Here is a 16,713-nt window from a genome sequence, read left to right as displayed (position 1 = left end):
CTCGCGATCTCCCATCTCAAGCGGCGCGGCAGATCAGATCGGAGCAGAACCATGGCCGTCGCATCCAAGAAAATCCCCGTTCCCGACCGCGTGAAAATCCGCACCGCCCTGCTGTCGGTCTCCGACAAGAGCGGCATCGTGGAACTGGCAGCCGCGCTGAGCGCCATGGGCGTCCGCCTGCTGTCCACCGGCGGCACGCATAAGGCGATCGCTGCGGCCGGACTGTCGGTCACCGACGTATCCGACGTCACGGGCTTCCCGGAAATCATGGACGGCCGCGTCAAGACGCTGCATCCCAACGTACACGGCGGCCTGCTGGCGATCCGTGACGACGCCGAGCATGCGGAAGCCATGCGTGCGCACGGCATCGAGGCGATCGACCTCTCCGTCATCAACCTCTACCCGTTCGAGGAAGTCCGCGCCGCCGGCGGCGATTATCCGACCACCGTCGAGAATATCGATATCGGCGGCCCGGCGATGATCCGCGCCTCGGCCAAGAACCATGCCTACGTTACCGTGCTGACCGATCCCTCGGACTACCCGGCCCTGCTCGAAGCTCTGAAAGCCGACGATTGCCAGACGACTTACGCGCTGCGCCAGCAGTTCGCCGCCAAGGCCTTCGCCCGCACAGCGGCCTATGACGCGGTGATCTCCAACTGGTTCGCCGAGGCCCTGTCGATCGACATGCCGCAGTATCGCGCCATCGGCGGTTCGCTGAAGGAGGCCATGCGCTACGGCGAGAACCCGCACCAGAGTGCCGGTTTCTATGTCACCGGCGATCAACGTCCGGGGGTCGCCACTGCGACCCTGCTGCAGGGCAAGCAGCTTTCCTACAACAATATCAACGACACCGACGCGGCCTTCGAGCTCGTTGCCGAGTTCCCGGCCGAAAACGGCCCGGCCTGCGCCATCATCAAGCATGCCAACCCTTGCGGCGTGGCCACCGGACCGAGCCTGGTGGAGGCCTACAAGCGGGCGCTCGCCTGTGATTCCACCTCGGCCTTCGGCGGCATCATCGCGCTCAACCAGATGCTCGACGCCGCAACCGCCGAGGAAATCGTCAAGCTGTTCACCGAAGTGATCATCGCACCCTCGGTCACCGACGAGGCCAAGGCGATCATCGCCGCCAAGCCGAACCTGCGCCTTCTGACGACCGGTGCGCTTCCCGATCCGCGGGCTCGCGGCATCGTTGCCAAGACGGTTTCCGGCGGTCTTCTCGTCCAGTCGCGCGACAATGTGATGGTCGAGGATCTCGAGCTCAAGGTCGTCACCAAGCGTGCCCCGACCCCGACCGAGCTGGAAGACATGAAGTTCGCCTTCAAGATCGCCAAGCACGTCAAGTCGAATGCAGTGATCTATGCCAAGGACGGCCAGACGGCCGGTATCGGAGCCGGTCAGATGAGCCGCGTCGATTCCGCCCGCATCGCAGCCCTGAAGGCCGAGGATGCCGCGAAGGCGCTCGGCCTGGCCGAACCGCTGACCAAGGGCTCGGCGGTCGCGTCGGAAGCCTTCTATCCCTTCGCAGACGGCCTGCTTGCAGCCATCGCCGCCGGTGCCACGGCCGTCATCCAGCCCGGTGGATCGATGCGGGATGCCGAAGTCATCGCCGCTGCCGACGAGCATAATGTGGCGATGGTCTTCACCGGCATCCGCCATTTCCGCCACTGACCGCGGATCGTTTCGTTGAGCGAGCAGAAGGCCCGGGAAACCGGGCCTTTTTTCATGCCTCGAGCGGCTTGGCCAAATGGGCAGCGGGGTAGGGCGTCTTCAGTAGGATCAGCAGGCCGCCCGCCAGGAAGATGATCAGGCTTGCCATGCCGATGCGCGCCGATCCCGTCCAATAGGTCAAAAGCGAGAAGGAAAGGGTCGCCATGAAGCTCGTGGCGCGGCCGGACAGCGCATAGATGCCGAAATAGCGCCCCGCCTCGGCCGGGCTGACGCTGCGGGCCAGGTAGGAGCGCGAGGAGGCCTGCACCGGTCCGAAGGAAATGCCGATCAGCAGGCCGTAGAGGATATAGGCCTTTTCCGCTGGGGTCGAAAACAGGCCGTCGGTCGTTCCTATCGGCAGGCTGACCAGCCCGAACAGGGTGAAGTCCGGTCCCGTCGAGATCATTCCGAACGTCGCGGCCAAGAGCAGCAGCAGCGCCAGCACCACGACGAATTTCGACCCGAGCCACCGGTCGAGCGAACTTGCCGCCACGCAGCCAAAGATGGCGATAACGTTGAGGATGATGCCGTAGATGCCGATTTCCATCGTATGCCAGCCGAACATCGCTGCGGCGAAGATGCCGCCGAGCGTGAGCAGGCCATTGACGCCGTCCTGGTAGATCATGCGTCCGACGAGGAACCGGAAGACGCCCGGCTTGTGCTTGAGTTCCCGGATCGTGCTGCCGAGTTCTCCAAGGCCGGAGCGCACCGCCGCGGCGAGCGGCTTGCCGCGGCTGGCATCGGGCGTGAAGAAGAACATGGGCAGGATGAAGACCAGGTACCACAGAGCCGAGATCGGCCCGGTGACGCGGGCATCCTCGCCAGTTGCCGGATCGAGCCCGAACAGCGGCGTGGTGCCGAGGATGGTCTTGCCGGTTTCCGGGCTCGCGGCGATGAACAGCACAACGCTGATCAGCACGATCATTCCGCCGAGATAGCCCATGCCCCAGCCGATGTTGGACACGCGTCCCACATCCTTCTGGCCGATGAGCCGGGTCATCATCGAGTCGTTGAAGACGATCGAGAATTCTGCGGATGTTGTGGCAAGGACCATCAGGAGGACGATGAAGGCGACCGATGAGCCGGGTGCTGCGGTCCACAGCAGGCAGAGGGCGGCGATCTTGATCGTCGCGAAAAAGGCGATCCAGGGCTTTCGTGAGCCGGATTCGTCGGCAATCGACCCGAGGATCGGCGACAACACGGCGATGATGATCGAGGAGATCGTCGCCATGTTGCTCCAGGTGGCCTGGGCGGCGATCGGATCGCTGGTCATACGCGAGACGAAGTAGGGGCCGAAGATGAAGGTGGTGATCACCGTGAAGAAGGGTTGGGCTGCCCAGTCGAAGAGCATCCAGCCCACCACGCCGCGGCTATAAATACCGCCGCGGCGTTCCCCCGTCGCATCCGCCATGTTCGTCACGCAAGGTCCCTTCCCCGATCGATCGAGGCGGAGACTGTCACTTTGTCCCGTTGTTCGCAAGATCGCTGAGCAGGCCGGCGGCAACCGCGATCTTCGCCAGGCTGGTCTCGCCGGTTTCGCTCAGCGTGGCCAGTTCGCTGCCGAGCCGCTCGGCCCGATGCTGCTGGGCCGACAGCCAGGCATGGACCGGCTGTTTCTCGCGGCCGTGATGGGAAAAGGCCGATACAACGATGTTGCGCCGTGCGGCAGCGATCTGGTCGATGCTGCGGGCGAGCGCCAGGCTTTCATAGTGGTCGCCGCTGACGATGCGGCTGCCGGCGGCCAGAATGCGGTCGACCCGGAAGGCGTCGGACACGGCGAAGTAGCCCTCGATGACCCGCGCAAGCGGCGCCTCGGTGCGGGCGGCGATCTGCATCACCTCCGGCACCAGCAGCAGCGCCAGGAGACCGACCACTTCCTCGGCGATGTCGGCCGGCGATCCGGCCTCGACGAGGTCTGCGACCTCGTGCTGGAACATGACCCGGAGGTTGGCAGGAAGGGTTGCCCCGAAGGCCTGTTTCGAAGCCTTGACCGCGCCCTTGAGGCGGGCCAGCGCCTCGGAGAGGTCACCTGTCGCCATGCCGGTCTCGACCAGCAGGCGGGTAACGCCGGCATAGACGCGGGCGACGATCGCATGCAGCCGGTTCTGCGTCTCGCCGGGGATCCGGGCGTCGAGCGCGTCGATCTTCTCCCATATCGCCGGAAGCTGCAGCCCGTCGCGGGTGATCAATGCCGCCTTGACGATCTTCTCCGGGGTAGCCCCCGTCGCGTCACCGACCGTGGCGATGAAGGCCGGGCCGCCGCGGTTTATGACGTGGTTCGCCAGCACGGTCGCGATGATCTCGCGATGGAGGCGATGCCCGGCAATGTCCGCGGCATAGGTCTTGCGCATGCGGGCGGGGAAGTAGTTGGTGAGCGCGCTTTCGCAATAGGGATCATCCGGCAGGTCGGAGGCGACCAACTGGTCGAACAGCACGATCTTGGCATAGGAGAGCAGAACGCCTATCTCCGGGCGCGTCAGCGCCTTGCCCGCGGCATAGCGGTCGGCAAGCGCCGTGTTGTCCGGCAGGACTTCCACCTTGCGGTTCAGTCGGCCAAGTTCTTCCAGATAGTTCATCAACCGGCCGAGCTCTTCGCGGTTGACGGCGCCCTTGCGCTCCGTCAGCGAGATCGACAGCGACTGGAGGTAGTTGTTGCGCAGCACAAGCGCCGCCACCTCGTCGGTCATCTCGGCAAGCAGCTTGTCACGCTTGTCGCGGGTCAGCCGCTGGTCGGCGAGTGCCGGGGAAAGGGCGATCTTGATGTTGACCTCGACGTCGGAGGAATTGACGCCGGCGGAGTTGTCGATCGCGTCGGAGTTCAACCGGCCGCCGCTCAAGGCATAGGCGATGCGGCCCTTCTGGGTGACGCCGAGATTGGCGCCCTCGCCGATCACCTTGGCGCGCACTTCCGGGCCGGTGACGCGGATGGCGTCGTTGGCGCGGTCGCCGACATCGGCGTCAGCCTCCTCGGCCGCCTTGATATAGGTGCCGATGCCGCCGAACCACAGAAGATCGACCGGGGCCTTCAGGATGGCGTTCATGATGTCGAACGGCGTCGCCAACGTCCTGTCGAGACCGATCGCTGCGGCAGCCTCGGGCGTCAACGTCACGGATTTCTCCGCGCGTGAGATGATCATGCCGCCCTTCGACAAGAGTTTCCTGTCGTAGTCCTGCCAGCTGGAGCGCGGCAGGGCGAACATGCGCTTGCGCTCGCGGAAGGAGGCGGCCATGTCGGGGTCCGGATCGATGAAGATGTCGCGGTGGTCGAAGGCGGCGATCAGGCGGATCTTCTCCGACAGCAGCATGCCGTTACCGAACACGTCGCCCGACATGTCGCCGACGCCGGCGACAGTGAACGGCGTCGTCTGGATGTCGATGTTCATCTCGCGGAAGTGGCGCTTGACCGCTTCCCAGGCGCCACGCGCCGTGATGCCCATCTTCTTGTGGTCGTAGCCGGCCGAGCCGCCGGAGGCAAAGGCGTCATCGAGCCAGAAGCCCGCCGCCTGGGCAAGGCCGTTGGCGGTGTCGGAGAAGGTCGCCGTGCCCTTGTCGGCGGCGACGACGAAGTAGGGATCGTCCTCGTCGAGGCGCACGGTATGAGTCGGCGGTACGATCTTGCCGCCGACGATATTGTCGGTGATCGACAGCATCGTCGTGACATAGGTCTTGTAGGCCTCGGTACCGGCGGAGAGCCAGGCATCGCGGCTGCCGCCAACCGGCAGCTGCTTGGGGAAGAAGCCACCCTTGGCGCCGACCGGCACGATGACGGCGTTCTTCACCTGCTGTGCCTTGACGAGGCCGAGCACTTCGGTGCGGTAATCCTGGGCACGGTCCGACCAGCGCAGGCCGCCGCGGGCGACCTTGCCGAAGCGCAGGTGAACACCCTCGACCTCGACGCCGTAAACGAAGATCTCGCGGAACGGCCGCGGCTCCGGCAGGCCCTCGAGGTGTTGCGGATCGAACTTGAAGGCCAGCATCGGACGGTTGCCGGCCGCATAGGTCGGCTGGAAATAATTGGTGCGCAGTGTCGCTTCGACCGAATTGAGATAGCGGCGCAGGATCCGATCCTCGTCGAGGCTCGGTACCGAAGCGAGTGCTGTTTCGAGCTCGCTGCGGGCTTCCGCCTGCTTGCGCTGGCGCACCTTGTCGGAAAGCTTCGGATCGAAGGTCAGTTCGAACAGCGAAAGGATCGCGGCCGTGATGGCGGGATGCTTGTAGAGCGTATCGGCGATGTGGCGGGGCGAGTAGACGAACCCGCACTGGCGCAGATGGGCGGCATAGGCGCGCAGAACGTTGGCCTGGCGTGCCGTCAGGCCGGCGGTCATGACGAGGCGGTTGAAGGCGTCGTTGTCGAGCGTGCCGGCAAAGGCAAGAACGAAGGTTTCCTCCAGCATCCGGCCCTGCGCGGCGATATCGAAGCCGCGGCCGCCCTGAACCTGCAGTTCCATGTCGTGCAGCACGACGAGGCCCTCGTGCTCGCTGCCCTCGTTGATGCCGATGTCGAAGGTGCGCTCGCTGATGACGTTGAAGCCGAGGTTCTCGAGCAGCGGAACGCGGCGCGACAGCGGCAGGTGCGCGCCGGCGTGGAAGATCTTCAGATAAAGCAGCGGACCGTCTTCGCCCTCGACCTGATGAAAGGCAATGGAGATCGGCGCGCCGTCGAGGCAGGCCTCGATATGGCGCAGGTCCTCGACCGCGTCTTCCGCGGTGAAGGCCTCCTGGAAGGCCTGGGTGACGGAAAGGCGGGGCGCCTCGCCGCCTGCCAGCGTGGCGAAGCGGTCGTCCCAGCGCGCCGTGATCTCGCGCACGGCTTCCTCGAGCCTGGCCTGGGCGATGCGCGGCGTCTTGCCTTCCGATCGGCCGATGATGATGTGGACGCGCGCCACGCCGCCCTCGGGGAAGGCCGGATAATAGGCCGAGACATGGCCCTCGTAGACGGTCTTGAAATAGGTGCCGATCTTCTCGCGGACCGAGGAATTATAGTCCTCGCGCGGCACATAGACGATCAGCGACACGAAGCGGTCGAACTGGTCTATGCGCGGCAGCACGCGCACGCGCGGACGCTCGGCGAGGTCGTTGATCTGCTCGCAGAACTTGGCCAGCAGCTCGGTGTCGATCTGGAACAGGTCGTCGCGCGGATAGGATTCCAGCGTGTTTTCGAGAATGCGGCCCGAATGGCTCTGCGGGTCGAAGCCGAAATGGCTGATCACCTTTTCGACCTTGGCGCGTAAGAGCGGAATCTGGTTGACCGAGGGCGTATAGGCGGTGGCCGTGAACAGGCCGACGATGCGCAGTTCGCCGATCACCTTGCCGTCGGGTCCGAAGCGCTTCACCCCGACATAGTCCATGTAGGCGCGGCGATGCACGACCGATTTCACATTGGCCTTGGTGACGATGAGGAAGTCCGGTCCCTGCAGGAAGGCGAGAATTTCCGGCGTGGTGGTGACCGCATGCTTGCCCTGCCTCAACACCAGCACGTCCGGATCGGACAGGATGCCAAGCCCCTGGCCGAGGCTGCGCTCCACCTTGGCGTCGGCGCCTTCGCCGGAATAGGTGTATTCGCGCATGCCGAGGAAGGTGAAATTGTCCTTGCGCAACCAGTCGAGGAAGGCGAGCGCCTCGTCGCGGTCGGCCTTGCGGCGCCCGGCGACGGTGGTCGACAGTTCCTGCATCGCCGCGTCGAGCAGCGAGAGCATCGGCTTCCAGTCGGTGAAGGCCATTTTCACCTTGGCCAGAACGCTGGCGAGGTTCTCCTCGAGCGCTCGCGCCTGTTCGGCGCTGAGCGGTGCAAGATGGATCTGCATGTAGCTGACGCGGATCGCTCCTTCCGCCTCCTGCTCCGGCACGGACAGGCTGATCTCGCCGCCCGGTGCCAGCGACAGGATCGGATGGATCGCCATGGTGATGTCGCGGTGGAGGCTGGTCACCTCGCCCATGACCGAATCATAGAGAAATGCCTTGTTGCGATCGACGATCGACAGGATGCTGACGGGCACGCCGTTCGGCGTCACGCCATCCGCCGCCGCGATCGTGATGCGCGGCGTTTCGCCGTCCCATGCCGCCAGGTCCGCGGCCGCCCGAACGGCCGAAAGGGCAAGCATTTCAGGTGTGTAGATGTCGAGGTCGTCATTGCTGGCGCGGCCGAACAGGATTCCCGGATCGATGAAAGTCTCGTCGTTTGCCACCGCGATGCGACGGGCGCTTTCGAACTGCTGCTCTCTCCGGGTTTTCTTGCTCGCGACCATTGTTCACTCCCTCCAACGTCATTCGCATGTTGCACACATGTACAATAAAAATTGTTGCCGAAACATGAGTGAACGCTGCTTTGTATATGGAAATTTGCGGCATTCCGATATCCGATTACTAGGACACGGATATTGACAGTTTGAGGCGAAAAGGCCGATCAACGGCGCAACCAGATGGATCATCAGTCATGACAGAGCAGTCGCAGGGCGCGGTCATCGTCATCTCGAGCCACGTCGTGCGCGGCTCGGTCGGCAACCGTGCGGCAGTTTTCGCCCTCGAAAGCCTGGGCTTCCCGGTCTGGGCCCTGCCGACGGTGGTGCTTCCGTGGCATCCCGGCCACGGTCCATCGACCCGGCTTACCTTCGCAGAGGACGCCTTCGACCACGCCATCGACGATCTCATTCGATCCCCCTGGCTGTCCGAGGTGAAGGCCGTATTGACGGGCTATTTCGGCAATGCCGCCCAGCCGCGTTCGGTCGCCAGGCTGGTCAAGGCGCTGCGCGAGCGCAACCCCGACCTTCTTTACGTCTGCGATCCGGTCATGGGCGATGTCGGTGGTCTCTACATCCGCGAGGAGACCGCGGTCGCGATCCGCGACGAACTCATCCCGCTCGCTTCCGTCGCCACCCCCAACCGCTACGAGCTGGAATGGCTGGTCGGCGGCAAGCTGTCGTCCAATGCGGAAATCATCGAAGCGGCGCTGTCGCTCGGCCCGTCGCGCATGCTCGTCACATCCGCGGTGCCGATGATGGCCGGCGGAACCGGCAATCTCTATCTCAGCGGAAAACACGCCCTGCTCGCCGAACACCGGCTGATCGACAATCCGCCCAATGGGCTGGGCGACCTCACCTCGGCGCTGTTCCTGGCGCGGCTGCTGGCGGGCGTGCCGGACGAGCGCGCCCTGCAATTGACGACGGCGAGCGTCTTCGAGGTGCTGGCGCGTACCGCCAAACGCGGCGGTGACGAGCTGACCCTCGAAAGCGATGCCTCCAGCCTCTCCACGCCGATGGCGCTTGTCCAGATGCGCCACCTCATGCATCCCGCCCAGCGCCCGAAGCGCAGCTAGGCGCGATTCGCTTTGCTGCTTTGCGTTCGAAGCTTGTGCGAAACTGTTGCCATCAAGGCCGGCGCACGTTAATCGGAAAGACATGAAGCGCTTCCCAACCACTCTTCTCAATGGCTATCGCAACTTCATGAGCGGCCGTTATGTCGACGAGCGAGAACGCTATCGCGTTTTGGCGGATCAGGGCCAGAAGCCGCATACGCTGGTCGTCGCCTGTTGTGACAGCCGCGCCGCACCCGAGACCATCTTCGATGCGGGCCCCGGTGAACTGTTCGTCGTGCGCAACGTGGCGAACATGGTCCCGCCCTACGAGCCGGACGGCCAGTATCACTCCACCTCGGCGGCGCTCGAATTCGCCGTCCAGGCCTTGAGGGTCCGCGATATCATCGTCATGGGCCATGGCCGGTGCGGCGGCATCCGCGCTGCGCTCGATCCGAATGCGGAGCCGCTTTCGCCGGGCGATTTCATCGGCAAGTGGATGGGGCTCGTCAGCACCGCCGCCGAGCAGCTGCAGAATAATTCCGTAATGACGGCCACCGAACGCCAGACGGCGCTCGAACGCATCTCGATCCGCAACTCGATCTCCAATCTGCGCAGCTTCCCTTGCGTGAAGATCCTCGAGGAGCGCGGCAAGCTGCAGATCCATGGTGCCTGGTTCGACATTGCCAACGGCGAATTGTGGATCATGGATCCCGAGACCCGCGATTTCGTCCGCCTCGAGCCGTGACGGGCCGCGCCGCCGCGTTTCCACTTTTTTGATGCTAATTTAGAGAATGTTTATGCCGAGCCGGTAATGATATCCGGCTCGTTACCGGCATGCGCCCATGGTTTCGAGCGGCCCCTGGGGTCGATGGGACAGCATGCAGGTGGGTGGATGGAACTGAAAGCTACGAAAAAGGTCGTCATGGCGGCCCTCCTTCTGCCGGGCCTAGTCATGGGAGCCGAGGCTGTCCTGCTGATCAACGGCGCTCTCGCGAGATTGCGGATCCTCGAGGCGGACAAGAATTATGCCTATGTCACCTCCGATGCTGGCCGGCTTGGCTCCTCGACCATCCCGACGGAGGCCCATGAAACCATCCGCCACCTGTCCGAACCGGGTGACGCGCGCCCTGACCGCCTGCGTCAGGCTCGAAATGCCGTCGACCGGGATCTTGCCCGGCTGATGACCGAATTGGAGGAATTCGACGACAAGCGGTCGGTGCTCCGGTCCTATGGCGAAAGACTGCGTATCGCGGTCGACGGGATCCGCCGTTACCGCATCCGGGTGGACTACGGCAACGCGGTGACCGAAGAGATCATCGGCCGATACAAGCCGGCATCCGATATCAACGTCGATCTCGTCGATGTTCTTCGCTTCGAAATTGCCGATCCGGTGCTGTCCCTCAAGCTTCACCTGTTCGTCAGTCTGCTCAAGGCAAACGAGTCGGGCCTGGTGGCCGGCTTTTACGGGACCGAGTACCTGCGCGGTCGCACCCTGTCGGCCGGTGATCTGGACACATTCGTCAGGGCGGCGGCGATGAAGCAAGAATCGCTGCATCAGCTCGTCGTGCATCTCTCCAGTGCCAGCCTGAAACAAATGCTCGATTTCGAAGAGACGTCGTCCGGGCAGTGGCTACAGCAGACCACCCGAGAAATTCTGGCCGGCACCGCAGAACCGTCGCGCCCGCTGCTACAGCGCTGGACGCGGGAAAACCAGGCCAGGGTCGCCTTCTGGCAACGGGGCATTGCCCAGATGATCGGCGAGATCCGCCAGTCCGGCGATACGCTCGCCGCTGAGGCGCGGCGCCAGCTTCTGGTTCTCGTCGGCGCCATCGGCGTTCTGTCGCTGCTGCTCGGGCTGGTGATCGTGTTGGCGATCAAGGGTGTCGCACTGGCGTCCCGCTTGCTGCGCGAGCGCGAGCTGTTGGTCGAGGAACTGCGCAATGCGGCGCAGACCGATCACCTGACCGGCCTGCACAATCGCCGGGGCTTCGACGGCATGGCGCGGATTCTCCTGGAGGGGAGGAGCATGCAGGCCGTCTCGGTCGTCATCTTTGACCTCGACCGCTTCAAGCAGGTCAACGACATCTATGGCCACCAGGCCGGCGATGTCGTGCTTCAACGCATCGGCGAGATCGCCCAGTCCATGTTCCGGTCGGACGATCTGCTGGCGCGTCACGGCGGCGAGGAATTTCTCGCGCTGCTGCCGGAGTGTCATCTGGAGGCTGCTGCGGAGGTCGCCGAGCGGGTGCGGCAGGCGATCGAAAGCACGGAATTCGAACTGGACGATGGAACGGTGCTGCGGGTGACGGCGAGCTTCGGTTGCGCCAGCGGCGAGGCGCCGATCGGCACGCACCTTGTACCCGAGCTGATCAGGCGAGCGGATCTCGCGCTCTACACGGCCAAATTCGCCGGCCGCAACCGTGTTGCGCTCGACGGCGAAAGCGATGTGCTGACGGTAGAAAGACGGGCCATGAGGCAGGCCTGAGCAGCCTGCCCCCCTGTCTTGCCTATTCGCCGTCGATCCTGGCGCCAATGTGGGCGATCGCCTGCTGGTAGACGGTGGCCGCATTCCACTGCTGCAAGGCGCCGTAGTTGGCCTGCCCGGGCTGATAACCGCCACCGGCCTGCCAGCCGTTCCCGCGCAGGAAGTTGGCGGTCGAGGCCAGCGCATCGGCGCGCGACCGGACGAGGTCGATCCTGCCGTCGCCATCGCCGTCAACACCGAACTTCACGACGCTGCGCGGAAGGAACTGCGTCTGGCCGATTTCTCCATGGGCCGCGCCCCGTGCCGTCATTGCCAGGGTACCGCTTCCGGCGAGCTGGAGCGCGGCATAGAACTGGTCGGTGAAATATTCCGTGCGCCGGCAATCATAGGCGAGCGTCGCTACCGCCGAGAGGATGTGCTCGTTGCCCATGTAGGAGCCGAAGCCGGTTTCCATGCCCCAGATCGCGATCAGCGGGCCGGCCGGCACGCCGTAGCGCTGCTCGATCCTGGCGAACAGCGAGGCATTGTTCTTCTTCATGCCCTTGCCGCGCGAGATGATCGCCGCGCCGCCGCGTTTCTGCATGAATTGATCGAAGGACAGCTTGAAGCTTTTCTGGCCGCGGTCGGCGCGGATCGTCGCATTGTTGTAGTTGACGCCGGCGAAGACCTTGTCGAGGAGCTTGGGGCTGATGCCCCTTGCGCTTGCTTCCGACTTGAACTCCTGCTTCCAGGCGTCGAATCCGGCCGAAGTCTTGCCGCATTGAGCCGCAGCGGCCACGCCCGTGACGGTTGAAAACACGGCCGCCGTGAGAAGCGCTGCCGACAGGAACTTGTTCAGTCGCATCTATGCCTCGTATTCTGAGATTTGGACTTTGACCGCAACATGCCAGCGAGCGCTGATTCTGTCACGCGGTGTGAAGCTGTTTCGGCGTTGCTTTCGCTCTCTTGGTGATCACGAAAAGCGGAGATTTGTCCGGCCCCTGGCCCGGTTGGACCGAGGGGCCGGTATTTCGGATCAGGCAGCAGCCTTCTTCGGCTTGATCAGGCCGCGGTTGATCAGCAGTTCGGCAATCTGCACGGCATTGAGAGCCGCGCCCTTGCGCAGGTTGTCGGAGACGATCCACATGTTCAGGCCGTTCTCGACCGTCGCGTCCTCGCGGATGCGCGAAATGAAGGTGGCGTCCTCGCCGGCGCATTCGAGCGGGGTGATGTAGCCGCCGTTCTCATGCTTGTCGATGACCAGGCAACCCGGGGCTTCGCGCAGGATGTCCCGCGCCTGGTCGGCGGTGATCTCGTTTTCGAATTCGATGTTGACCGATTCCGAGTGGCCGATGAAGACCGGCACGCGCACCGCTGTGCAGGTCACCTTGATCTTCGGGTCGAGCATCTTCTTGGTCTCGGCGAGAACCTTCCACTCTTCCTTCGTGTAGCCGTCTTCCATGAACGCATCGATGTGCGGAATGACGTTGAAGGCGATGCGCTTGGTGAACTTCTTCGCTTCGATCGGATCGGCGACGAAGACGGCGCGGGTCTGGGTGAACAGCTCGTCCATGCCTTCCTTGCCGGCGCCGGACACCGACTGGTAGGTCGACACGACGATGCGCTTGATCTTGGCGAAGTCATGCAGCGGCTTCAGAGCGACGACGAGCTGGGCGGTCGAGCAATTCGGGTTGGCGATGATGTTGCGCTTCCTGAAATCCACGATCGCGTCCGGGTTCACTTCCGGAACGATCAGCGGAACGTCGGCGTCGTAGCGCCAGGCCGAGGAGTTGTCGATCACGACGCAACCCTGGGCGCCGATCTTCGGCGACCACTTCTGCGAGATCGTGCCGCCGGCGGACATCAGGCAGATGTCGGTGCCGGTGAAGTCGTAGTTCTCGAGGTTCTGAACCTTCAGCACCTTGTCGCCGAAGGAGACTTCCGTGCCCTGGGAGCGTGCGGAGGCGAGCGCCACCACTTCGTCGGCCGGAAAGCCGCGCTCGGAAAGGATATTGAGCATTTCGCGCCCGACATTGCCGGTGGCGCCTACGATAGCGATCTTGAAACCCATTTATATGCTCTCTTTCTGTCTCTCCTCGGATGGTGAGGGGGGAGCCGCGCTTCAAGCGCGCCTTCCTTGTCCCCGGCCGTGCCGGGGAGAGAGCGGGGGCCAGAGACGTCAGACGGTTTTGGTCGTCGTTTTGGCCTTGGTCGTGAATGAAACGGAAAAACGCATGTCCATCCCGGCGCCGTGCGCCAGGTTCGATCTGTCTGCATTGTGCGAGCAGAAAGAATACATGAGCGAATCCCTATTCGCGCCGAGCTATTAAAAGGTTTTGGCCGAGAGTCAAGCAAAAGCGCGGTCCGCGCTATGCTGAAGCCTCAGGCGCCAACCCCCACCCTGCAGCGCGCCATTCGGCACCCGATCTGGCGTCATGAGGATCTCATGCCGCAAATTGACCTGAGACGGGGCCGCGCTAGCGCAAATGCGACCGGATCGAACGGACGTCTTAGACTTAAGTCATAAGCCCAAAGCATCTCTCTTGATTTCTCCCGTTTTCTGCCAGTTTGTAAACAACCCGTAACCGCGACATAGCGACCCGGAGGAGTGGTGGGTCGGCGGTCGGCGGGGAACGTAATCTTGTGGAGGAATAACAATGGCAAATGTCGCAGCCGCTAGCGGCTCGCCTCGTGGCATGACAGCCGAAGAGCGCAAGGTCATCTTTGCGTCGTCTCTCGGTACGATTTTCGAGTGGTACGACTTCTATCTTTACGGTTCGCTGGCCATCTACATTGGCGCGACCTTCTTCTCGCAGTATCCGGAAGCGACCCGGAACATCTTCACCCTGCTCGCCTTTGCCGCGGGCTTCCTCGTCCGTCCGTTCGGCGCGCTGGTCTTCGGCCGTCTCGGCGACATGGTCGGCCGCAAGTATACCTTCCTTGTCACAATCCTGATCATGGGCGCCTCGACCTTCCTGGTCGGCCTGCTGCCCGGCTCGGCCACCATCGGCATCGCCGCTCCGATCATCCTGATCGGGCTGCGCATGCTGCAGGGCCTGGCACTCGGCGGTGAATATGGCGGTGCTGCAACCCACGTTGCGGAACATGCGCCGCATGGCCGTCGTGGTTTCTACACGTCGTGGATCCAGACCACCGCAACCCTCGGCCTCTTCCTCTCGCTGCTGATCATTCTGGGCATCCAGACAGCCATGGGCAAGGAAGCCTTCGCCGACTGGGGCTGGCGCATCCCGTTCCTTCTCTCCGCGCTGCTCCTCGCCGTTTCGGTCTGGATTCGCCTGAAGATGAACGAATCCCCGGCCTTCACGAAGATGAAGGAAGAAGGCACCCGTTCGAAGGCGCCGATCTCCGAAGCCTTCGGTCAGTGGAAGAACGCCAAGGTCGCCATCCTCGCCCTGCTCGGTGCCGTCGCCGGTCAGGCCGTGGTCTGGTACTCCGGCCAGTTCTATGCGCTGTTCTTCCTTCAGAACGTGCTCAAGGTCGACCCGCAGGCCGCCAACATCATGGTTGCCATCGCGCTCGCCATCGGCACCCTGTTCTTCGTCGTGTTCGGCTGGCTGTCCGACAAGATCGGCCGCAAGCCGATCATCATGGCCGGCCTGCTTCTCGCAGTTCTCACCTATTTCCCGCTCTTCAAGGCCATGACCCAGTTCGGTAACCCTGCCCTGTTCGCGGCGCAGGAAAGCATCCGTGCAACGGTCACCGCCGATCCGGCAGACTGCACCTTCCAGTTCAACCCGACGGGTACTGCGAAGTTCACCACCTCGTGCGATATTGCGACCTCGACGCTGACCAAGAATTCGGTTCCGTACGATGTCGTTGCCGGCCCGGCCGGTTCGGTCGCCACGATCAAGATCGGTGAAGCCACCATCGAGAGCTATGACGCAGCCAAGGCCGCAGACCAGGCCAAGGCTCTGGATGCCAAGATGCAGAAGGGCATGAACCTCGCCCTGCAGACCAACGGCTACCCGCTGGTTCGCGCTGCCGCCAAGGTTCCGGATTCGAAGCTTGATGCCTTCGTCGCCGGCAACCCGGAACTCGCTCTCGACGCCGCTGCCATCCGTGCAGGCGAAAAGGCCACCGTTCCGACCGCCGGCCTGGTCAAGGAAAAGCTTCTGACGGCCGAAGAAGCCGCCGCTGCTCCTGAAATGGCCGTCTACACCATCGCCAACGGCGGTGCGTTCAAGATGGTCGCCGACCCGGCCAAGGTCAGCTGGACCGGCGTCATCGCCGTCCTGACCGTGCTGATGATTTACGTCACCATGGTTTACGGCCCGATCGCCGCGATGCTCGTCGAGATGTTCCCGACCCGCATCCGCTATACCGGCATGTCGCTGCCCTACCATATCGGTAACGGCTGGTTCGGCGGTCTTCTCCCGGCAACGGCCTTCGCCATGAGCGCCGCCAAGGGTGATATCTATTACGGCCTCTGGTACCCGGTCATCATCGCTGGCGCGACCTTCGTCATCGGCATGATCTTCCTGAAGGAAACCAAGGACAACGACATCAACGCCTGAGGCTGACGATGTCCTGAATTCCGGGAGTTCTGCTCCCGGGGAAGCCCGGCGCCGACGCGCCGGGCTTTTTTCGTTTTGAGGCGGGGCGGGCGCGCTTGAAAGGCCGATGGCGCTATGGAACACTGCGTCATCCTTGCCCAAGCCTCCCGGTGACTTCCATGACAGTGACGCTCAGAAACGCCAGTGCGGCCGACATCGCCGCGATCACCGGCATCTACGCCGATGCGGTCATGACGGGCACTGCGAGCTACGAGCTGGTGGCCCCCGATGAAAACGAGATGACGTCTCGCTTCGAAGCGATCACCCGCCAGGGCTATCCCTATATCGTCGCTGTGGATCGGTCGGGCGAGGTGCTCGGCTATGCCTACGCCTCGGCCTTCCGCACGCGCCCGGCCTATCGCTGGCTGGTGGAGGATTCGATCTATCTGGCGCCTCAGGCGCAGGGCAGGGGGATCGGTCGCCTCCTGCTCGAGGAGCTTGTGCGGCGCGCGACCGATCTCGGATTCCGGCAGATGGTCGCCGTCATCGGCGGAGCGAGCCTCGCCTCCATTGCCGTTCACCGCTCCTGCGGTTTCCGCATGGTCGGTACCTTCAACGGCACGGGGTTCAAGCTCGGCCAGTGGCTCGATACGGTGTTCATGCAGATCGCGTTGGGCGAGGGGGACACCTCCGACCCCGATCCGTCGCATTATCCCGGAACGCTCTTTGCCGGATAA

Annotated in this window: 10 protein-coding genes; 6 read left to right on the top strand and 4 right to left on the bottom strand. The window is 63.5% G+C overall.

From position 1 onward, the window contains the following. Window positions 1-51 precede the first annotated feature (51 nt). Window positions 52-1,668 carry a bifunctional phosphoribosylaminoimidazolecarboxamide formyltransferase/IMP cyclohydrolase gene (gene purH / locus L867_RS0116195; RefSeq protein ID WP_028737848.1) on the top strand — a complete coding sequence of 539 codons (1,617 nt, stop codon included), beginning with the start codon at window positions 52-54 and terminating at the stop codon, window positions 1,666-1,668. 52 nt (window positions 1,669-1,720) lie between these two features. Here the strand turns inward: purH and L867_RS0116190 are convergent, their stop codons facing one another. Together L867_RS0116190 and L867_RS0116185 are read right to left on the bottom strand one after the other, a co-directional pair. Beyond that, window positions 1,721-3,127 (bottom strand): MFS transporter, encoded by a 1,407-nt coding sequence (locus L867_RS0116190; protein ID WP_408605988.1) that lies wholly within the window; start codon window positions 3,125-3,127, stop codon window positions 1,721-1,723. A gap of 37 nt (window positions 3,128-3,164) precedes the next feature. Then, entirely contained in the window at window positions 3,165-7,952 is a 4,788-nt protein-coding gene (locus L867_RS0116185; protein ID WP_028737846.1) for an NAD-glutamate dehydrogenase, read from the bottom strand. 188 nt (window positions 7,953-8,140) lie between these two features. Between L867_RS0116185 and pdxY the strand changes: the two genes are divergently transcribed. The 3 genes from pdxY to L867_RS25540 all read left to right on the top strand — a co-directional run bounded on the left by pdxY (window position 8,141) and on the right by L867_RS25540 (window position 11,483). Continuing rightward, the gene (pdxY, locus tag L867_RS0116180; protein ID WP_028737845.1) at window positions 8,141-9,019 is read left to right on the top strand and encodes a pyridoxal kinase PdxY; all 879 of its coding nucleotides are present in this window, start codon (window positions 8,141-8,143) and stop codon (window positions 9,017-9,019) included. 82 nt (window positions 9,020-9,101) lie between these two features. After that, window positions 9,102-9,743: a carbonic anhydrase gene (locus tag L867_RS0116175; protein WP_028737844.1), complete on the top strand. Its 642-nt coding sequence runs from the start codon at window positions 9,102-9,104 to the stop codon at window positions 9,741-9,743. A 66-nt stretch (window positions 9,744-9,809) separates the two neighbouring features. After that, window positions 9,810-11,483: a GGDEF domain-containing protein gene (locus L867_RS25540; protein ID WP_084638593.1), complete on the top strand. Its 1,674-nt coding sequence runs from the start codon at window positions 9,810-9,812 to the stop codon at window positions 11,481-11,483. A gap of 22 nt (window positions 11,484-11,505) precedes the next feature. On the opposite strand, the gene L867_RS0116165 is transcribed toward L867_RS25540, so the two are convergent. Continuing rightward, complete coding sequence (locus L867_RS0116165) at window positions 11,506-12,327, bottom strand: lytic murein transglycosylase (protein ID WP_028737843.1); 822 nt, start codon at window positions 12,325-12,327, stop codon at window positions 11,506-11,508. 171 nt (window positions 12,328-12,498) lie between these two features. Then, a complete protein-coding gene (locus L867_RS0116160) occupies window positions 12,499-13,533 on the bottom strand; it encodes an aspartate-semialdehyde dehydrogenase (RefSeq protein WP_028737842.1) in 1,035 nt (344 codons plus the stop codon). 586 nt (window positions 13,534-14,119) lie between these two features. On the opposite strand from L867_RS0116160, the gene L867_RS0116150 reads away from it, so the two are divergent. Continuing rightward, complete coding sequence (locus L867_RS0116150) at window positions 14,120-15,997, top strand: MFS transporter (RefSeq protein WP_028737841.1); 1,878 nt, start codon at window positions 14,120-14,122, stop codon at window positions 15,995-15,997. A gap of 158 nt (window positions 15,998-16,155) precedes the next feature. Further along, window positions 16,156-16,713, top strand: a complete 558-nt coding sequence (locus L867_RS0116145; RefSeq protein WP_028737840.1) for a GNAT family N-acetyltransferase — start codon at window positions 16,156-16,158, stop codon at window positions 16,711-16,713.

Source organism: Paenirhizobium selenitireducens ATCC BAA-1503, assembly GCF_000518785.1.
Lineage (GTDB): Bacteria > Pseudomonadota > Alphaproteobacteria > Rhizobiales > Rhizobiaceae > Allorhizobium > Allorhizobium selenitireducens.
Note: the sequence above shows the minus strand (reverse complement) of the source record. Positions and strands in the feature narration are given on the sequence as shown.